General features: G+C 63.2%; 19 protein-coding genes. 3 read left to right on the plus strand and 16 right to left on the minus strand.

Annotated features, from left to right (window positions below):
- Positions 1 to 24: 24 nt before the first annotated feature.
- A complete protein-coding gene (locus tag KQI11_RS07930; protein WP_216401741.1) occupies positions 25 to 1,218 on the plus strand; it encodes an acetate/propionate family kinase in 1,194 nt (397 codons plus the stop codon).
- A gap of 135 nt (positions 1,219 to 1,353) precedes the next feature.
- Here the strand turns inward: KQI11_RS07930 and KQI11_RS07935 are convergent, their stop codons facing one another.
- The 5 genes from KQI11_RS07935 to KQI11_RS07955 form a co-directional block, all read right to left on the minus strand.
- Positions 1,354 to 2,541, minus strand: a complete 1,188-nt coding sequence (locus tag KQI11_RS07935) for a M20 metallopeptidase family protein (RefSeq protein ID WP_216401742.1) — start codon at positions 2,539 to 2,541, stop codon at positions 1,354 to 1,356.
- 196 nt (positions 2,542 to 2,737) lie between these two features.
- Positions 2,738 to 2,953: a DUF378 domain-containing protein gene (locus tag KQI11_RS07940; RefSeq protein ID WP_021660486.1), complete on the minus strand. Its 216-nt coding sequence runs from the start codon at positions 2,951 to 2,953 to the stop codon at positions 2,738 to 2,740.
- 148 nt (positions 2,954 to 3,101) lie between these two features.
- The gene (locus KQI11_RS07945; protein ID WP_216401743.1) at positions 3,102 to 3,704 is read right to left on the minus strand and encodes a helix-turn-helix transcriptional regulator; all 603 of its coding nucleotides are present in this window, start codon (positions 3,702 to 3,704) and stop codon (positions 3,102 to 3,104) included.
- Between the two features lie 191 nt (positions 3,705 to 3,895).
- The gene (locus KQI11_RS07950; protein WP_216401744.1) at positions 3,896 to 4,888 is read right to left on the minus strand and encodes a hypothetical protein; all 993 of its coding nucleotides are present in this window, start codon (positions 4,886 to 4,888) and stop codon (positions 3,896 to 3,898) included.
- A complete protein-coding gene (locus tag KQI11_RS07955) occupies positions 4,878 to 5,225 on the minus strand; it encodes a PadR family transcriptional regulator (protein WP_216401745.1) in 348 nt (115 codons plus the stop codon). The genes KQI11_RS07950 and KQI11_RS07955 overlap by 11 nt, the downstream gene beginning before the upstream one ends.
- Positions 5,226 to 5,533: 308 nt before the next feature.
- On the opposite strand from KQI11_RS07955, the gene KQI11_RS07960 reads away from it, so the two are divergent.
- Entirely contained in the window at positions 5,534 to 6,118 is a 585-nt protein-coding gene (locus tag KQI11_RS07960; RefSeq protein ID WP_216401746.1) for an HNH endonuclease signature motif containing protein, read from the plus strand.
- Between the two features lie 236 nt (positions 6,119 to 6,354).
- Here the strand turns inward: KQI11_RS07960 and KQI11_RS07965 are convergent, their stop codons facing one another.
- Together KQI11_RS07965 and mutM are read right to left on the minus strand one after the other, a co-directional pair.
- Positions 6,355 to 7,083: a class I SAM-dependent methyltransferase gene (locus KQI11_RS07965; RefSeq protein ID WP_216401747.1), complete on the minus strand. Its 729-nt coding sequence runs from the start codon at positions 7,081 to 7,083 to the stop codon at positions 6,355 to 6,357.
- 5 nt (positions 7,084 to 7,088) lie between these two features.
- Positions 7,089 to 7,931, minus strand: a complete 843-nt coding sequence (gene mutM / locus KQI11_RS07970) for a bifunctional DNA-formamidopyrimidine glycosylase/DNA-(apurinic or apyrimidinic site) lyase (protein WP_216401748.1) — start codon at positions 7,929 to 7,931, stop codon at positions 7,089 to 7,091.
- A 191-nt stretch (positions 7,932 to 8,122) separates the two neighbouring features.
- On the opposite strand from mutM, the gene KQI11_RS07975 reads away from it, so the two are divergent.
- Positions 8,123 to 8,650, plus strand: a complete 528-nt coding sequence (locus KQI11_RS07975; RefSeq protein ID WP_216401749.1) for a P-loop nucleotide/nucleoside kinase family protein — start codon at positions 8,123 to 8,125, stop codon at positions 8,648 to 8,650.
- Between the two features lie 69 nt (positions 8,651 to 8,719).
- On the opposite strand, the gene KQI11_RS07980 is transcribed toward KQI11_RS07975, so the two are convergent.
- From KQI11_RS07980 to KQI11_RS08020, 9 genes are all read right to left on the minus strand, one after another.
- Positions 8,720 to 9,361 carry a V-type ATP synthase subunit D gene (locus KQI11_RS07980; RefSeq protein ID WP_185914823.1) on the minus strand — a complete coding sequence of 214 codons (642 nt, stop codon included), beginning with the start codon at positions 9,359 to 9,361 and terminating at the stop codon, positions 8,720 to 8,722.
- Positions 9,361 to 10,761, minus strand: a complete 1,401-nt coding sequence (locus tag KQI11_RS07985; RefSeq protein WP_216401750.1) for a V-type ATP synthase subunit B — start codon at positions 10,759 to 10,761, stop codon at positions 9,361 to 9,363. The genes KQI11_RS07980 and KQI11_RS07985 overlap by 1 nt, the downstream gene beginning before the upstream one ends.
- Before the next feature lie 16 nt (positions 10,762 to 10,777).
- Complete coding sequence (locus KQI11_RS07990; RefSeq protein WP_216401751.1) at positions 10,778 to 12,526, minus strand: V-type ATP synthase subunit A; 1,749 nt, start codon at positions 12,524 to 12,526, stop codon at positions 10,778 to 10,780.
- Positions 12,527 to 12,591: 65 nt separating this feature from the next.
- Positions 12,592 to 13,194 carry a V-type ATP synthase subunit E gene (locus tag KQI11_RS07995; RefSeq protein WP_185914825.1) on the minus strand — a complete coding sequence of 201 codons (603 nt, stop codon included), beginning with the start codon at positions 13,192 to 13,194 and terminating at the stop codon, positions 12,592 to 12,594.
- Between the two features lie 10 nt (positions 13,195 to 13,204).
- A complete protein-coding gene (locus KQI11_RS08000; RefSeq protein ID WP_021660499.1) occupies positions 13,205 to 13,513 on the minus strand; it encodes a V-type ATP synthase subunit F in 309 nt (102 codons plus the stop codon).
- A gap of 19 nt (positions 13,514 to 13,532) precedes the next feature.
- Positions 13,533 to 13,949: an ATP synthase subunit C gene (locus tag KQI11_RS08005; RefSeq protein ID WP_216401752.1), complete on the minus strand. Its 417-nt coding sequence runs from the start codon at positions 13,947 to 13,949 to the stop codon at positions 13,533 to 13,535.
- Between the two features lie 109 nt (positions 13,950 to 14,058).
- Positions 14,059 to 16,089: a V-type ATP synthase subunit I gene (locus KQI11_RS08010; RefSeq protein WP_185914826.1), complete on the minus strand. Its 2,031-nt coding sequence runs from the start codon at positions 16,087 to 16,089 to the stop codon at positions 14,059 to 14,061.
- 51 nt (positions 16,090 to 16,140) lie between these two features.
- Positions 16,141 to 17,187, minus strand: a complete 1,047-nt coding sequence (locus tag KQI11_RS08015) for a V0D/AC39 family V-type ATPase subunit (RefSeq protein WP_216401753.1) — start codon at positions 17,185 to 17,187, stop codon at positions 16,141 to 16,143.
- A 3-nt stretch (positions 17,188 to 17,190) separates the two neighbouring features.
- Positions 17,191 to 17,505, minus strand: a complete 315-nt coding sequence (locus KQI11_RS08020) for a hypothetical protein (RefSeq protein ID WP_185914828.1) — start codon at positions 17,503 to 17,505, stop codon at positions 17,191 to 17,193.
- Between the last annotated feature and the right edge of the window lie 431 nt (positions 17,506 to 17,936).

A 17,936-nucleotide genomic window follows, 5' to 3' on the forward strand; every position in this document is an offset into this window, starting at 1 on the left:
ATCAATTGAGGGGGAACTTTTTTCATGAAAATATTGGTCATCAACGCCGGCAGTTCGTCGCTGAAGTACCAGCTCATCGACATGCAGGACGAGAGCGTTCTGGCAAAGGGCAACTGCGAGCGCATCGGCGTAGACGGTCTCATCACCCACAGCGCTGGGGATAAAAAAATCGAGAAGGACATGCCCTTCCCGACCCACAAAGAGGCCTTCATGGCCGTGGTCGAGATGCTGACTTCTGGCGAGGGCAAGGTCATCGACAACGTGCAGGAGATCTCCGCCGTCGGCCACCGGGTGCTGCACGGCAGCGAGAAGTACAAGGTCTCCACCGTGGTGACCGATCAGGTCATCGACGACATCCTCTCCTTCAAAGAGCTGGGCCCCCTGCACAACCCCCCTCAGGCCATCGCCATGCGCGCCTGCCAGGAGGTCTTTGGCAAGGAGATGCCGATGGTGGCGGTGTTTGACACCTCCTTCCACCAGAGCATGCCCCGCAAGGCCTACATGTTCGGTATTCCCTACGAGTACTACGAGAAGTACTCCATCCGCCGCTACGGCTTTCACGGCACCAGCCACCGCTACGTGACCGCCCGCTACGGCAAAATCAAGGGCGGCCTCGAGGGCACCAAGATCATCACCTGCCACCTGGGCAACGGCAGCTCCATCGCCGCGGTCAAAGACGGCAAGGTGGTGGACACCACCATGGGCTTCACCCCGCTGGACGGCTTTATCATGGGCACCCGCTCGGGCGGCATCGACCCCTCGGTGGTCACCTACCTGATGAACAAGGAGGGCTTCACCCCCGACGAGATGAGCGACCTGCTCAACAAGAAGTCGGGCTTCCTGGGCCTCTCCGGCGTCTCCAGCGACTGCCGCGACCTGCGCCAGGCCGCCGACAGCGGCAACGACCGGGCCAAGATGACGTTGGAGATCGTGGTCTACCAGATCAAAAAGTTCATCGGCAGCTACATCGCCGCCATGAACGGGGTGGACGCGGTGATCTTCACCGGCGGCATCGGCGAGAACGACGACGTCTTCCGCGCCGAGGTCTGCCGCGAGATGGAGGCCCTGGGTCTCTCCTTCGACGAGGAGAAGAACAAGGCCGCCTCCCGCCAGGACGCCAAGTTCAGCGCCGAGGGCTCCAAGGTGGAGGCCTGGGTCATCCCCACCAACGAAGAGCTGATGATCGCCCGGGACACCCTGGAACTGATCGAGAAATAGATCCATTTGACGGCAAGAGCCCGCGCCACAGGGGGCGCGGGCTCTTTTTCTGCCCTTTGACCAAACAAAAAAGGGGGCCGCCCCTCTCTGCCAGAGAGGGGCGGCCCCTGTTTTCAGTGGGGACAGAAGCGGCCTTTACTTGTGGGCCTTCAGCCAATCCAGGGCGCACTGGGCGTAGAGGGCGGCCCCGGTGGGGAGGACCGACTCCTCCGGCACCATGCCGGGGTTGTGCATCGAGCACTGGTGCCCCTCGCCGATGCTGCCGGCCCCCAGATTGAGGTAGCAGGAGGGGACGTACTGGGCCACGTATGTAAAGTCCTCGGTCCCGCTGGAGGGGGGGACCGCCTGTACGTCCTTCTCGGGGACGACCTTGGCGCAGTAGGCGGCCAGTTCGTCGCAGGTGTCGGCGTCGTTGACCAGGGGGGGCATGCCGTAGACAAACTCCACCTCGGCCTCGGCCCGGTAGACCCGGGCGGTGCCCTCGGCCACCTCTTTGATCCGCTTTTTCAAAAATTCGCGGCGCTCGTGGGTGGTGGCGCGGATGGACGCCTCCATCACGCAGTGACCGGAGACGGTGTTGCAGGTGTCGCCGCCCTCGATCTTGCCGACGATCATCACCGAGCCCTCGGTGGTGGAGACCTCGCGGGCGATGACCTCTTCCAAAGCCACCACAATGTGGGCCGCCACGCTGATGGCGTCCACCCCCAGCTGGGGGGTGGAGCCGTGGGTGCCAAAGCCCTTGACGGTGATGCGCACCATGTCGCCGGAATTGGCGGCGGTCCCCCGCACGTACTGAACGGCCCCGGTGTAGGAGTCGGGCAGCCCCACCGAGAGGTGGATGGCCATGGCCGCGTCGACCTTAGGTCCTTCCAGCACCCCGGCCTCCACCATGGCCTTGGCCCCGGCCAGCTGCTCCTCGCCGGGCTGGAACATCAGCTTGACGGTGCCCTCCAGTTCGCCCTCCCGCTCCTTGAGCAGCTTGGCCGCGCCCAGCAGCATGGCGGTGTGGCAGTCGTGCCCGCAGGAGTGGCAGTTGCCGTTGTCTGCGGCAAAGGGGAGGCCGGTCACTTCCCGCATGGGAAGGGCGTCCATGTCGGCGCGCAGCAGAAAGGTCTTGCCGGTGCCGGCCGGTTTGCCCACCAGGGCCACGATGCCTGGGCCGCAGGGCTGGGGGTCAAGGCCGAAGGAGCGCAGCTTCTCGGCGACCAGAGCCGTGGTCTGGGGCAGGTCCAGCCCCACCTCTGCATAGCTGTGCACCGCCCTGCGGTACCAGCAGATCTCCTCCTCCAGTTGCTTGGCGCGGTCCAAAAACAGATTCTCCAATGCGAACACCTCTTTCTCGCTTTTGCGATTTTTCAGCTGTCAACAGGCGCGTGCGGAGCGAGGTCTCGGCCCCGCGGCGATCGCCCGACAGCTGCTCTTCGGCTATCATACCACAAAAAGAGGCTGCAAAAAAGGGGCGCGGCCACTGCATTTGCGCAGTTGCCAAGCCCCTTTTTTGTGGATTTTGCGCCCGTGTCTACTCGGTGACATCCAGCGCACGGCTGTCTTTGAACAGCAGGGCGATGCACCAGATCCCGGCGATCCCCACCACAGTGTAGATGATCCGGCTCACCAGAGAGGCCATTCCGCCGAACAGGTAGGCCACCAGGTCGAAGGAAAAGATGCCCACCAGCCCCCAGTTGAGGGCCCCGATGATGACCAGTACCAGGGCGATTTTGGATACGACTCCCATACAAATGGTACCTCCATCCGCAGAAATATTGAAAATGACAGCGCCTTGCAAACGCTTCACCTCTAGTATGGGTGGAAGGGTGGGATTTATGCAGCGGCAAACGAATTTGAAAAAACGCCCTTTTTTATTTTTTGTTCTTTTTTCCTGCTCATCCCCAAAAGAGGATGTACAGGCCGTAGAGCTCGACGGCGCAGCCCAGCACCCGCCCCAGGATAGAGGCGCGGCGCAGGCCCAACTTGGCATAGGTCTGCGGGGTGCAGAAGGGAAAGAGGATGAGGGTCGCCCCCAGCAGGGTCATGCCGCCCCCGACGGTACAGTTGGTGGGGAAGACCGCTTTAAAAAAGGAGCCGCCCACCATCAGAGCGCAGGCGGCAATCACACCCGCCCAAAACCATTTCAGGTGCTTTTGAATGCCCGCCATCTCCCGGCCGTAGGCGGCCCGGCATTCCTCGCTGCAAAAGGCGCTCTCCCGCCCGGGGTCGCCGTAGAAGACGGCGCGCCGGCCGCACCGATCGCAGATGCGCTTGGTCCCCTCCTCCACCTGTGGGGAGGAGGCGTACCGGCCGGTGAGCTGTTCCACCGACCGATGAAACAGGGTTGCCAGAGCGACGAGGTTGGCGGTGCTGGGCCGGCTGGCGCCCCGCTCCCAGCGGGAGACGGCCTGCCGGCTCACCCCGAGGGCCTCCGCCACCTGTTCTTGCGAGAGACCGACCTGCAGCCGGGCCTCGCGGATGTTTTCTGGAAGGGACATCTCTTCTCACCTCGCCCCAAGGATACCACACCCCGGGGCAAAGGGCCAGCAACCGGGGGGCAAGTATCGGTTGCGGCGGGGTGTTTTGTGAAAAAACCTCCCGCAGAGGCGATGGCGGCGGAAAAAGACAGAGAGAGGGCGGGGCGGGCGCAAACCTGCTTCGCCCCCTCTCTCGGGAGGGTGGGGAGTGGCTATCGGCAGCCGTAGCGGGCGGTGCGGTAGAGGGTCTCGGCGGTGTCGAGGACCAGGGAGAAGAGGATACAGGCCAGGACGATGTCGTTGAGGTGGAGAAAGAGGGGAAGGAAGTTGGCGGAGGTGTTTTGCTCCACCAGGGCAATCAGCTCGCCGCTGAAAAAGGGCTGGATGCGGAGCGAAAAGTAGGCGATCCCGCCGGTGAAGAAGTGAAGGGCGGTGGAGACCACCGCATAGCGGATGGAGTAGCGCCCCTCGATGAGGGCAAAGAGGTGGACGATGCCCGCCAGCAGGAAGAGGAGGATCGCCCCGGCGACGAACCGCCCCTCTGCCTGTGGGGACAGCAGCTGTATCGGCCCCTGCCCGGCAAACGCGGCCGCGGAGAGGGCGGAAAAGTTGAGCATGACGGTCACCATGACGGCGGCCCCCACCACCCCGGCGATGGATTCCCCCCGGCTGATGCGCGCCTTCTCGGCGGGAATGGGCGGGAGGGCGGAGATCCAGTCGGCGGGCTGTTCCCGCCTGCCCGGCACCCCCAGGCGGTCGAGAAGGGCGACCACCAGGGTGACGACGGCGAAGAGGGGGAAAGCCCAGGTGAAGAAGGAGCGCAGCAGGAAGAGGGGTGAGGGGGCGACCGAGATGCCGCTGCCCTTTAACAGGCTGATCAGTGCGCCGATCCCCCAGATGGCAAAGTGGATGGCGGCACACCCGCCCAGGGAGACGGCGAGGGCGGCCTTGTAGGGGCCGTACCAGAGGGGGCTGATGAGGCCGCGCCCCTCGCGGGCGCCGTAGCGGCGGGCGAGGGCCTCCGGGGGGCCGAACCCCTCTAAAACGGCGCGGATGTCGCTTTCCTCCACCGCTCGGCCCTGGCAGCGGGCCTCCAGCATGTCGGCAATGTCGACCCGCAGCTCCCGCTCGATGTCGGCACGGCTTTTCCTGGGCAGGTCTTTGGTTGCGGCGTAGAGGTAGCGCTCGACGGTTTCAAAGGTCATTTTCTGCCTCCTTTTCAATCTCTTCCACGCTGTGGGAGAGCTGTTTCCACTGTTCTTGTAGCTGCCGGTAGACGACAGCCCCCTCCGGGGTGAGGGAGTAGTACTTGCGGGGTTTGGCCCCGTCGGTCTCCCACACGCTGCGCAGGAGCCCCTGTCCCTCCAACCGGCGCAGCAGCGGGTAGAGGGTGCCCGCTTCCACCGGGATGCCCTTTTGCGCCAGGGTGCTGACCAGGTGGTAGCCGTACATGGGGCGGCGCAGCAGCCCCAGAGTGCAGAGGACGAGAGTCCCCCGCCGCAGCTCTTGCTCCAAGCTGCCCAACAGGTCGTCTTTGCCCATTGAAATCCCCCCTTTTGATGCCTGACAGACAGGCGGTGATAAGCAATACACTGTATTTGCAATTTCATTATAGTGTGTATCACACACTATTGCAAGCGAAAAATAAAAAAAGAGCGATTTTATTTGATTTCCCATCCTCTTGTGGGAAGTGTGCGTTGAAATGGGGACTGCTGCGTCTTTGGGGCAGGCCGCGTCCCTGTCGCCCCGCCGCGGGTGGCGCCAAGATACGACGCCTTCACACCGAGGCAATGGGGCTTATTTGGCCCCTGTGGTATGATAGACAGCAGAGTGAAAGGAGAGGATTTCCCGTGGGTGATTCCAGAGTAGAGGTGTTGGTTCAAGCAGTGGCCTATCTAAACGGCGGAGAGGTCGATTCGGCAAAACGGATAATCGACGAAGAATATCCCTTTGTCCCTGTTGAGAGAAGAGGGAGAAGATATACCGTCCGGCAGATGGTGGAGCAGTTCTTTAAGGACGGCTTTATCGACCGGTACTCTGGAGAGCGCCTGGTGAATCCGGGAGTGTTGCGCGCCATTTCGGAGATGATCCCGGACGCCTTTCCCTATCAAGCACATTGGAAAACGGGTGAGTGCCACCTGGCCTACTGGAACGACCACCCCACAATCGACCACATCTGCCCCCTTTCACTGGGAGGGGAAGATGGACCGGAGAACTGGGCCACTACCTCGATGATGCGCAACTCTCTCAAAGGCAACTTCACCCTTGAACAGATGGGGTGGGTGCTGCAAGAGCGGGGGGATATCAGGGAGTGGGACGGCCTGTCAAAGGTGTTTGTGGATTTGGTTGAACGGGAAAAGGCGCTGCTGCAAGTGGGCAGAATCAGGAATTACTACACAGCTACAAAGGAGATGGTGAAACGGTACGATTTGTAGGGAGCAGCTGTTCGCCCGCCTTTTAGAAGGGGCTGTCCCAACCCCTGTGCCGGGCGGAAAGGGGGCGGTTCTGGTCGGGGGGTCAAAGGGGGGGGCGATAAAAAGAGGGGGAACGAGCAAATGCCCGTTCCCCCTTGTGCAGAGAGGTCGAATGGGTGAACTTTGCGTTTGGCGGGAGATGCGGCTGGGCGCCCCCTTGGCGGGGACGCAGCCTCCCCGGGAAAAGGCGCGCCGACCTATTCCCTCTCCGCCCGCAGGAGGGCGGTGCCCTCGTTTTGATAGAGCAGCTCGACGCGGGCAAAGCCCGCCTCGGTCAGCAGTTCGGTCTGGTGCGCGAGGGTAAGGGGGATGTCGATGTGGACAAACGCCCCTTCGGGCAGGTCGCTTGCCTGCCGGCGGCGGTGGTATTCGGCCAGGCAGAGGTCCTCCTCTTCCTGGCAGCAGGCCAGGTAGTCGCACTCCAGATAGCAGCCGCCGCTTCGGACGGCCCGGTAGAGTTTGCGGTAGATCTCCCTCTTTTTTTGGTAGGGGAAGTGGTGGAGGGTCTCAAAGGAGAGGGCGGCGTCGTACTGCCGCCCTTCAAAGGGATAGCTGAAGTAGTCGGCACAGATGGTCTCCACCCGGGGAGAGGGGTAGTTCTGCCGCAGTTTTTCGAGCATGGGGGCGGAGAGGTCGATGCCGGTGACGCGCAGGTCGGGGAAGCGGCGCAGAATGGAGGCCAGCTCCAACCCGGTGCCGCACCCGATGTCCAGCAGGGTGGAGAGGCCGTCGGGCAGGTAGTCGGCCAGCGCCTCGTACTCGGCCGCCCAGTGGGCCAGGTGAACGCCCTCGTACTGGTCCAGCCGGTGGGCGAAGAAGGAGGACATCTCCTCGACGGGGGTGTCCCGCTCCCCCTCCAGCCAGTCCCGCAGTTCGGCGAGATAGGCGGCCTGTTCTTCGGAGGTGCGGATTTTGCTGATGAGCACTGAAATCACCTTCCTTTTGTCAGTGGGGGCTGGCAGCAGGGGCAGTAGACGCTGCTGCGCCCGCCGATGACGGTTCGGCAGAGGGGCGCGCCGCAGGCGGGGCAGGGCTCCCCCCCGTGGCCGTAGACCTGAAAGAAGGAGCTGCCCCGGTAGTTGCGCCCCCCGCTGGCCAAGTACTCCTCGGGCGAGGTCTCCTTGCCCTGGATGGCGGCCTGGAGGATGGCGGGGATCTGCCGGGTCAGGCGGGCGACCTCCTCCGGGGTGAGGGTGTTTGCCGGGCGGGTGGGGCAGATGCGGGCGGCAAAAAGGGATTCGTCGGCGTAGATGTTGCCGATGCCGGCGACGATGGACTGGTCGAGAAGGCACTCCTTGACCGCCTTTTTGCGCCGCGCCAGCTGTTCGGCCAGGTAGGCGGCATCAAAGGCGGGGTCAAAGGGCTCGGGCCCCAGGCGGTCGATGCCGGTAAAGCGGTCCTCCTCCCCCGCCCGCAGGAGCCAGAAGCGGCCGAACCGGCGCAGGTCGATGTAGCGCAGCTCGCTGCCGTCGTCCAGGGTGAAGACCAGATGGGTGTGCTTTTCCTGGGGGTGGCCGCCGGGGGTGGGCAGGAGGTTGCCGGTCATCCGCAGGTGGAGGACGAGTCGGTCGCCGCTCTCCAGGTGCAGGGTGAGAAATTTGCCCCGCCGGTCGATGGCGGAGAAGGTCTGCCTCTGCACCAGGCGGCAAAACTCCTCCGCCCCCGGGCGGGCGATGACCTTGGGGTTGTGGGCGGTGACCCGCTGGATGCGGCGGCCCCGGATCTGGGGTTCGACGACCCGCTTGACGGCTTCGACTTCTGGCAATTCTGGCATGGCGCTCTCCTCTTTTCTGGCGGCCGCATCGGGCCGGTTTGACCTGTTCAGTGTAACATCTTTGTCCCCATTTGTCGATTGGGGGTGGGAGGAAGGGGTTGCGGCGACCGGCCCCGGGGCGGTATACTGGTGGCCAGAGAGGGGGGCGCCCAGGCGGGCCGCCCTCACACGTCAGAGGGGAGGAACAGGCGATGGCGGGGAGGATCTATCTCATCACCGGGGTGATGGCGGCGGGCAAGTCCACCGTGGCCCAGCTGCTGGCCGAGCGGATGGCGCGGGGCGTGCACCTGCGGGGGGATGTCTTTCGGCGGATGATCGTCGCCGGCAGGGAGGAGATGAGCGAGCCCCCCACCCAGGGGGCCCTCGACCAGTTGGCCCTGCGCTACCGCCTGGCCGCCCAGGCGGCCAAGACGTACTGCGAGGCCGACTTCACGGTGGTTTTGCAGGACAACTATTACGGCCGGGCGCTGCCCGAGATGCTCGAGCTGCTGCGGGGATACCCCGTCTTCACAGTGGTGCTCTGCCCGCGGGCAGAGGTGGTGCGGCGGCGGGAGGCCGGGCGGGGCAAGACCGGCTACACCGGCTTTGCGGTGGAGCGGCTCTGCGCCGACTTCCTGCGGGAGACCCCCCGTCTCGGCCTCTGGCTCGACAGCTCGGAACAGACCCCGGAGGAGACGGTGGAGGCCATTTTGCAGCACAGCGGGGGCGCGGGGCTCTGAGGAAATAGGGCGCAAAAAAACAGGCGGGCAAGCTGCTCGCCTGTTTTTTATCTGGGGCCGTGGGGGCGGTCAAGCGGATCGGTCATCGGCCGCCTGGGCGGCTTTTTCCTTCTGCGCCTTGATCACCTTCAGGCGGGAGAACTCCTCCCGGTCCTTCTCCTCCAGGGCCTCGGTGATGGCCTTTTCGGTGGCCTTTAGGTCGGGGATGATGATGTGCTCCAGGGCGTTGGCCCGCTTCTGGGTCTTGCGGATGGCCCCGGCCAGCCGGTAGACGCTGTTCTCCACCTCCGCCAGGCGGACCGACAGCTCCTTGACCTTTTGAAACTTGCGGTAGGCGTCGTCGAATTTGGAGTTGGACAGCTCGAAACCGTAGACCGGCCGGGGGTCGGCGTCCTCGTAGGTGAGGTGGGGGATCTCCACCCCCATCACGCTGCGGGAGGTCATCTGCAAGCTGTCGTCCACCGGGACGCTGCCCACCAGGTGGTCGATCTTGCCCAGGGACATGTTGGCCTGCTGCAGGGCAAAGTAGGCCTGGCGGAAGGTGGCGCTCACCTCGTCCTTGATGGCCTTGGCCTCGTCCACCCGCTGCATCAGCTCGCGGATGAGGACGTTGCGCTTGCGGTCCAGCAGGTCAAAGCCCAGGCTGGACAGGTCCAGGGATTTGCGGGTGGCCATCAGGTTGGCCTTGGTGGCGAATACCTGCCCGGCCATCAGCCGTTCTCCTTGTTGAAGGCCTCAAAGATCTCCGGGCGGTAGTACTGGTCCACCAGCTTGTTGTCGATGCGGTCCAGGGCCTGCCGGGGCAGGATGCTCAGCAGCTCCCAGGCCAGGTCCAGGGTCTCGTCGATGGTGCGGCCGCCGTCCTCCCCCTGGTTGAGGAAGCGCTTTTCAAACTCCCGCCCAAAGACCAAAATCTTCTTGTCGGTGTCCGAGAGCTCCTCCTCGCCGATGACCGAGGCCAGGCTGCGGGCGTCCTGCACCTGGGCATAGCAGGCAAACAGCTGGTTGGAGACGGCGGAGTGGTCCTCTCTGGTGTACTCGGCGCCGATGCCGTCCTTCATCAGACGGGAGAGGGAGGGCAGCACCGAGACCGGCGGGAAGATGCCCTGGTTGTCCAGCCCCCGGTCCAGAACGATCTGCCCCTCGGTGATGTAGCCGGTCAGGTCGGGCACCGGGTGGGTGATGTCGTCGTTGGGCATGGTGAGGATGGGGATCTGGGTGACCGAGGCGTTTTTCCCCTTGATGATGCCGGCGCGCTCGTAGAGGCTGGCCAGGTCGGAGTAGAGGTAGCCGGGGAAGCCCTTTCGGGCTGGGATCTCGCCCTTGGAGGAGGAGAATTCCCGCACCGCCTCGCAGTAGGAGGTCATGTCGGTCATGATGACCAACACGTGCTTGCCCAGCTCGTAGGCCAAAAACTCGGCCGCGGTCAGGGCGCAGCGGGGGGTCATGATCCGCTCGACGATGGGGTCGGAGGCCAGGTTGAGGTACATGACCACGTTGCTCATGACGCCGGCCTCTTCAAAGCTGCGCTTGAAGTAGTCGGCCACGTCGTTTTGCACCCCCATGGCGGCAAAGACGATGCAGAAGTCCTCCCCGTCGCCGATCTTGGCCTGCTTGACGATCTGCACCGCCAGCTTGTTGTGACTCATTCCCGAACCGGAGAAGATGGGCAGCTTCTGCCCGCGGATCAGGGTGGCCAGGCAGTCGATGGAGGAGATGCCGGTTTGGATGTAGTTTCGGGGGTAGACCCGGGAGACCGGGTTGATGGGTTTGCCGTTGACGTCGGCAAACTCGGTGGCGTGGATCTCGCCCAGGTTGTCGATGGGGCGGCCCGCGCCGGAGAAGATCCGCCCCAGGATCTGGGGGGAGAGGGGGATCTGCATGGTGTGCCCGGTGAGGCGGGTCTTGGTGTTTTTCAGCGAGAGGCCCTCGGTCCCCTCGAACACCTGGATGACCGCCCGCTCGCCCTCGATCTCGACGATGCGGCCGGTGCGGGTCTCGCCGCTGTCCAGTCGAATTTCCACGATCTCGTCAAAGCTGACGTCCTGCACCTTGTCCAGCACCACCAGGGGGCCGTTGATCTCTTTTAGTCCTACATACTGTAAACTCAAACTCGCCGCCCCCTCTCTAATTCATGGCCGCCAGGGTGGAGTCGATCTCCTGGCGGAGGCTGTCAAATTTGTCCAGCCGGTCGTTCTCAATGTCGTATTTCATCTTGTTGATCTTGTCAAACAGCCCGCTGCCGGCGATGGTGGTGACCGGGATCTGGCGCTCGTTCACCACGATCAGGGCCTTTTTGTAGAGGTACCAGATGGTGCGCATCATCTCCAGCTGCTTCTCCAGGGGGACATAGGTGTCCTCTTTGTGGAAGGCGTTTTGCTGCAAGAAGCCGGTGCGGACCAGTTTGGCCACCTCGATGATGAGCTTCTGGTCGTCGGGCAGCACGTCGGCGCCGATGAGCTTGACGATCTCCAGCAGCTGGCTCTCCTCCTGCAGGATCTGGGCCATCCGGCTGCGGTAGCGCAGGAAGCGCTCGCCCAGGTGGGCGTTGTACCAGCCGGCCAGGTCGTCCAGGTACTCGCTGTAACTGGTGGTCCAGTTGATGGCCGGGTAGTGCCGGGCGTAGGCCAGGGATTTGTCCAGCGCCCAGAAGCAGCGGACGAACCGCTTGGTGTTCTGGGTCACCGGTTCGGAGAGGTCGCCGCCCTGGGGGGAGACGGCCCCGATGATGGAGATGGAGCCCTCGCTGTCGTTTAGGTTGACCATGTAGCCGGCGCGCTCGTAGAAGGTGGCGATGCGGGAGGGCAGGTAGGCGGGGAAGCCCTCCTCGGCGGGCATCTCCTCCAAGCGGCCGGAAATCTCGCGCAGGGCCTCGGCCCAGCGGGAGGTGGAGTCGGCCATGATGGCCACGTGGTAGCCCATGTCCCGGTAGTACTCGGCCAGGGTGATGCCGGTGTAGATGGACGCCTCGCGGGCGGCCACCGGCATGTTGGAGGTGTTGGCGATGAGGACGGTGCGGTCGGTCAGGGGCCGGCCGGTCTTGGGGTCGATGAGGGAGCCGAACTCCTCCAGCACCTGGGTCATCTCGTTGCCGCGCTCGCCGCAGCCGATGTAGATGATGATGTCCGCGTCGCACCACTTGGCGATCTGGTGCTGGGTCATGGTCTTGCCGGTGCCAAAGCCACCGGGCACGGCGGCGGTGCCGCCCTTGGCGATGGGGAACATGGTGTCGATGACCCGCTGGCCGGTGATGAGCGGCTGGGAGATGGGGAGGCGGGTCTTGGTGGGGCGGGGGGTGCGGATGGGCCACTTCTGGCACATCTTCACCTCGTGGGTGGCGCCCCGCTCGTCCTTGACGGTGATGAGCACGTCCTCCACCCGGTGGGGACCGCTCTCGGCGGCGGTGAGGACGGTGCCGCTCAGGTGGGGCGGCACCATCACCCGGTGCTCGATGCGAGAGGTCTCAGGGCAGGTGGCGATGATCTGGCCGGGCGAGACCTGCTCCCCCGGCTTGGCGAGGACGGTGACGTCCCACTCCCGCTCGGGGTCGAGGGAGGGAATCTCCACGCCGGAGCCGATGAAGGCGCCCTCCTGCTCTTCGATCTTTCCCAGGGGGCGCTGCACCCCGTCGTAGATGTTGGAGATGATGCCCGGCCCCAGGGTGACGCTGATGGGGCTGCCGGTGCCCAGCACCGGCTCCCCGGGCCGCAGGCCGGAGGTCTCTTCGTAGACCTGGATGGTGGTGGCCGCATCATTGACGATGATGACCTCGCCCATGAGGCGCTTCTGGCCGACATAGACCATCTCGCCCATGGAGAAGTCCTTGGTGTCGCGCACCTTCACCACCGGGCCGTTGATGGAATAAATGGTGTTCAAAAATATCGTACCCCCTTAGAAGTTGGTTGGGCAGGCAGAGGAGGGCCCATTGCCCCGCAAAGGGCCTAGATGGCCTTTAAGACCAGGCCCGAGTTGGCGTAGAACCACGCCCGCTGCTCCTCCAGGGCGTTGTCCAGGGTCTCGTCGCAGGCGTAGCCCTCGTCCAGGTTCTCGGCGACAAAGCCGCCCACGGCGATGGCGTCGTCGTATTCCACCCGGCAGGGGACGGAGAACGCCTCGCCGCAGAGCCCTTCCAGCGCCTTGTCGGCGGGGGAGAGGCGAACGGTGACAGAGGCAAAGGAGTGATCGGAGGCCACGGCCGTCAGCCGGGCCTTTAAGTAAGCGGCGTATTCGGGGGACTGGTGAAAGGCCACCAGCCGGGCCCGGGCGGCCTCAAAAATCTCTTTGGCATAGCCCTCGCTGCGCTGCAGCAGCTCGGTGCGGTATTGCAGGGTGGCCTTGGAGATGGCGGTGGTCTCCCGAGTGTGGATGTCCTTTTTGGCCTTTTCCACGTAGCGGGCGGCGTCCTCGTTGGCCTTGGCCTCCGCGTTGGAGAGGGCGGAGATCCGCTTTTGAGAGGCGGACTTCAAAATGGCGCTTGCCTGCTCCTCCACCGTCTGTTCGATCTCCTTGCGGATGAGTTCCAGTTTTTCTTCGTTTGAAAGCATCTAAGCCACCTCAAATCTTCACGCCGATGGCGTCTTTGATGTACCGGGCCAGGTTCTCCTCCAGGTGGGAGGAGCCGTGCCGGTCGGGGATCTCCACAATCAGGGTCGTCTTGCTCTGCTGTTTGTACTGGTAGACCAGGTCCTGACAGAGGGAGACCAGCTTCTGGGTCATCAGCACCACGGCGATGTCGGGGTCCTCCATGGCGGTTTTGAGGGCGGCCACCGTCTCGTCGTACTGGTGGACGACGGTCCCCTCCATCCCGGCCAGACGCATGCCCATATAGGTGTCGCTGTTGTCGCTGATCACAAAAAATTTCATTGCAGATGCCTTCTTTGGCTTAGACTTTGTTGAGGATCATGATGGAGATGAGCAGGCCGTAGATGGCGACGCCCTCGCCCATGGCCACGAAGATCAGGGATTTGCCGAAGGTCTTGTCGTTCTCGCTGACAGCGCCGATGGCGGCGGGGGCGGCGGCGGCGACGGCGATGCCGCAGCCGATGCAGGCCAGGCCGGTCACCAGGGCGGCGGCCAGGTAGGCCATGCCGGCGGCGGAGGAGGAAGCGGCGGCAGCGGGGGCCTCAGCGGCGTAGCTGACCACCGGCAGAAGGACCGAGCCCAGGCAGGTGGCGCCGAAGGCAATGAGCTGTTTCTTCATCATCGAGGGGGCTTTCTTCCCGGCTTTGCGGGCCTTGAACAGGTAGACGAACAGGGCGGCGATGGCGGCGGTGGCCGCGGTCAGAAGCAGAATATCCATAGTGATAAAACCTCCAATTAGAAATTGTCAAACGTATTTATGTTTCTCCGGGCGGCCCTAGAACAGGGCCGCCCGCCTTTCCCGGTGGGGAGTGGGCGCGCAGAGCGGCTCAGTTGGCGTGCTCGTGCACGATCTGGCTGATGGGGGTGAAGGGCACCCCTTCGCCCGAGTAGTAGCGGCCGAACATCTCGTAGAACTCCAGGCGCAGCACCTGAATGCCGACCACCAGGCCCTCCAGCCCGATGACGAAGAGGTTGCCCAGGGCCACGGTGATGGCATAGCCCACTGGCCCGAACATCCCCGCCAGGGTGAAGACCACGCTCATCATCCCCGCGTGGCTCAAAATAAAGCCGCCGACGCGGAGGAAGGACATGGTGTTGGCCACAAAGGAGATGGCGATCTCCAGCATCTCAAAGATGTTTTCCAGGGCATAGGCGCCAAAGCCCCCCTCGGGGAAGGCGTCCTTTTTCAGCAGGAGGTTGCCCAGGGGCACCCGCATGAAGATGCAGATGATGGGGATGACGATGCAGATGAGGATGATGGGCAGGTTCAGGGAGAAGCTGACCCCCAGCATCGGCAGGCCGATGGCGCTGATGACCGTGGCGTAGAGGACAAAGCCGGCCACCCCGTTTTGGGAGAAGAGGGCCTTGCTGTAATCGCGGTTTTTCAGCCCGATATAGATGTTCAGGGCCATCGAGGTGAGGATGAGCACCACCCCCAGGGCCACGGCGCCGATGAGCAGCACGTTGATGGTCTGGGCGTTCATCACCTCCACCGGCTTCTCGGCAAAGCCGATGGCCCGGTACAGCGGGTCGAGGGCGTGTTCAAAGCCGAAGACCGAGCCGTAGAGGAAGCCGAAGAGGGTGGAGCTGATGCCCATGCGCATGATGATCTCGCCCAGGCGGGACTTCTTCCACTTGGCAAAGAGGAAGCCGCCCAGCACGATCAGCAGCCCCTGGCCCACGTCGCCGAACATGATGCCGAAGAGGAGGGTGTAGGTGAAGGCCACCAGGGGGGTCGGGTCGATCTCGCGGTGGCTGGGCACGCCGTACATCTCCACATACATCTCGAAGGGGCGGGCAAACCAGTTGTTTTTCAGCTTGGTGGGCTTCTCGGGGCGGGTGCCCTTTTCGTGGGCCTCCTTCATCGAGTGGGTCACCAGGCCGGGCAGCATGGGGACCGCCCCGTCGTCGGACTTCTCGGCGGTGACCACCACGGTGGGCAGGTCGCCGAAGAGGGCCTCGAAGTCGCCCTCCCTCCCCGCGGGGACGTAGCCGGCGAACTCGAAGTAGTCGCCGCCGGCAAACTTGTCAAAGCTGGTGCCCACGAACCGGCGCACGCCGTAGGTCTCCTGCATGAACTGGACGGTGGCGTAGTAGGAGAGAAGGGTCTCCCGCCCCTCTTCCACCAGCCGGTCGCGCTCGCCCTTGCAGCCCTCCAGGGCCGCCTGCTCCTCGGCGAGCTTTCCCTCCAGATAGGAGGCGGCGTCCTCTGGCTCGCCGTGGAGGTAGTCGGGGATGCGCACCCGCTCGAAGTAGAGGGCCTCCATGATGGAGTCCACCTCGGCGGCGTGCTGCTCCCCGGTCAAATAGAGGCACCACTGGTAGTTTTTGTCGCTGGAAAAGGTGAAGAGGAAGAAGGGTTTGTCCTGGTAGTGCTCCAGCTTTTTGTAGTTTTCCAGCGGCAGCCGCCCAAAGCGCACCTTCAGGTACTTGGCCTTGAACAGCTCGTCAAAACTGGTGTGAAAGCTGCGGATCATGTCCAGGTGGGAGAGGTTGAGGCGGTGTTCCTCCACCAGCTTCGCGATCTCCTTTTCCTTTTGGTCGGCCGCGTCGAACCCCTGCCGGAACGACTCCACGAACTGGCGGACATCCGCCAGGTTCAGGTCGTGACTGCTGCGCTCCAGCTGGTCGCCGGGCACCGCCACCGGGGTCAGCCCGGCGTCGGTACAGGCCGAGCGCAGGGCGTCGGCCAGCTCGGTGTAGGGGTTTTCGGCGGAAGCGGCCTTGGAGACCGCCCCGCTCTTGGAGGTGATCTCCTCCGGGTGGAAGTAGTCCAGCCGGCTCAGCCGCAAGACCACCTCGTCCAAATTTTCCAGGCGACCGATCAGGCTGACCAGGGTCGTCTTCTGTATTGCCATAGTGCGTGATTCTCCTTTCGCGTCAGGCGTTTCTCCAGGCGGTGGCGCCGCCTAGATGATGAGCAGCTTTTGAATGTCCTCCGGCTGCACCCCGTAGCGGATGCCCTCCACAATGTGGGTGATGTTGTCGCACTCCACTGTGCCCAGGGTCACATAGGCCAGAAAGGCGGTGGCCGCCTTGGTGGCAAAGCTGATGTGGCGGCGGCTCAAGTGGTACTTGATGTAGCTGGTGTGGTACTCGATATAGAGAAAATCGTCTTTGTCGAAGTAGTTTTTGTAGCTGCTCTGCGCAATCTCCCGGATGAAGGCGTCCCCGTTGGGGGCCGCGGCGAGGGATTGCAAAAACCTGTCGGAGAGGCGGGAGTACTCGTTGTGGACGATGAACCGGTCCAGCTCCTCGGGTTTGTAGTGAAAATACACCTTGAGGCGGTAGAGGTTGGTGATGTTTTGCAGCTCCAGGCTGGTGGAGACGATGTCCATCATCTCCTGCCGGGTCTTGCCCTTGTAGTTTTCCTCGATGAGGGAGAACAGCCGGTTGTAGTACTGCTGGCGCAGGGCGATGACACAGCTGCTGACATCGAATTCGCCGGGGGCCAGGGCAAAGGGCTCCACCGTCTTGTAGTAAGGGGTCTTCTCCAGCAGTTCCAGCAGCTCCCGCCCGGTCTCCACCTGGCCCAGGGCCACCGCGTCAAAGGAGAGGTAGTCCAGCAGGAAGGTGGGCACTTCGGGGACAAACTGGGTCTCGCCCTCGGCGTCCAGCCGGTTGATGCAGCCGATGAGCTGGTCCATCTCGATTTGGCCGATGAAGAAGCTGACATACTGCTCGCGCTCCTTGCGGCCGGGCAGGTAGCGCACCAGCCGCAGCAGGGAGTAAAACAGGTCTTTTCTCACAGTGGCTTCCAGCTGGCCGCGGTGCAGGGCCGCCGGGTTGACTGTGTCCATGGCGTCTTGGTAGTGGGTGCTGTTTTTGAGGTAGGCCGCCAGCTCGCTCAAAGAGGTCTTGTGCAGCATCTCCCCGTACTGGGAGGGGGTGATCCGCTTGCCGTACATGGCCTTGATCTTGGCGAGGATGGCGTTTTGAGAAAAGGTCGTGAACATGCCCTACTCACCGCCCACGCAGCGCTGCACGATAGCATCCACCAGACTGTCTTTTCTCTGTTGGTAACTCTCGTCCAGCGCCTGCACCGCGTCGGCGTACCGCTTTTTCAGCTCCTCTGACCGGGCCTGCACCCGCGCGTCGCTGTCCCTTTGCAGTTGGGCCACCTCGGCCTTGGCCGTGGCCAGGATCTCGTCGCTGAGGGCCTGCTGCTGCTCTTCCAGCGAGTCGAGGATCTGGTTTCGCTGGGTCTCGGCGTCGGTCAGCTTTTTTTGGGCGCCCCGGTCGATCTCCAATAGGTTATGGATCAAATCTTCCATAGAACCTGCCTCCTTTCCCGTGTGAAGTGAACGTTCCACGGATAATCCTACTCCTTTTTTGATGGCTCCGCAATGTTGCAACTCATAAAAACCGAAAGCTGGAAAAAAGCTTTTTTGAGCAGACGGCACAAAAGGGGGGAAGAATACTGAGCATCCTGCCCAAAAAAATTAGCCGAGATTGGTTTTGTCGAAATGGGGAGGGCGACCGGGATGTCTGTTTGCTCGGAAAGCGGAGCAAAGCAGGGCGAGAAAGCCGGCTTTTGACAGACGGGTCTCCGGCCGGCCCCGATGCAATAGGATCGGGAAAAAGAGAGGCGTTTATTCCGCCGAGACGGGGGGACAGCGGGGAAAAGGGGGTGTTTCTTCTTATATATAGCCGCCGCTGTCCGCCGGGATGCGGTTGGGCGCGGCCGGGGCAGCGGGGAAACTTG

Origin of the sequence: Acetanaerobacterium sp. MSJ-12 (genome assembly GCF_018917875.1) — a bacterium.
Taxonomy (GTDB): Bacteria; Bacillota; Clostridia; order Oscillospirales; family Ruminococcaceae; genus Bittarella; species Bittarella massiliensis.

Coding starts and splice junctions, on each gene's coding strand:
- KQI11_RS07930 (WP_216401741.1), top strand. CDS start 25: ATGAAAATATTGGTCATCAACGCCGGCAGTTCGTCGCTGAAGTACCAG.
- KQI11_RS07940 (WP_021660486.1), bottom strand. CDS start 2,953: ATGGGAGTCGTATCCAAAATCGCCCTGGTACTGGTCATCATCGGGGCC.
- KQI11_RS07945 (WP_216401743.1), bottom strand. CDS start 3,704: ATGTCCCTTCCAGAAAACATCCGCGAGGCCCGGCTGCAGGTCGGTCTC.
- KQI11_RS07950 (WP_216401744.1), bottom strand. CDS start 4,888: ATGACCTTTGAAACCGTCGAGCGCTACCTCTACGCCGCAACCAAAGAC.
- KQI11_RS07955 (WP_216401745.1), bottom strand. CDS start 5,225: ATGGGCAAAGACGACCTGTTGGGCAGCTTGGAGCAAGAGCTGCGGCGG.
- mutM (WP_216401748.1), bottom strand. CDS start 7,931: ATGCCAGAATTGCCAGAAGTCGAAGCCGTCAAGCGGGTCGTCGAACCC.
- KQI11_RS07975 (WP_216401749.1), top strand. CDS start 8,123: ATGGCGGGGAGGATCTATCTCATCACCGGGGTGATGGCGGCGGGCAAG.
- KQI11_RS07980 (WP_185914823.1), bottom strand. CDS start 9,361: ATGGCCGGGCAGGTATTCGCCACCAAGGCCAACCTGATGGCCACCCGC.
- KQI11_RS07995 (WP_185914825.1), bottom strand. CDS start 13,194: ATGCTTTCAAACGAAGAAAAACTGGAACTCATCCGCAAGGAGATCGAA.
- KQI11_RS08000 (WP_021660499.1), bottom strand. CDS start 13,513: ATGAAATTTTTTGTGATCAGCGACAACAGCGACACCTATATGGGCATG.
- KQI11_RS08005 (WP_216401752.1), bottom strand. CDS start 13,949: ATGGATATTCTGCTTCTGACCGCGGCCACCGCCGCCATCGCCGCCCTG.
- KQI11_RS08010 (WP_185914826.1), bottom strand. CDS start 16,089: ATGGCAATACAGAAGACGACCCTGGTCAGCCTGATCGGTCGCCTGGAA.
- KQI11_RS08015 (WP_216401753.1), bottom strand. CDS start 17,187: ATGTTCACGACCTTTTCTCAAAACGCCATCCTCGCCAAGATCAAGGCC.
- KQI11_RS08020 (WP_185914828.1), bottom strand. CDS start 17,505: ATGGAAGATTTGATCCATAACCTATTGGAGATCGACCGGGGCGCCCAA.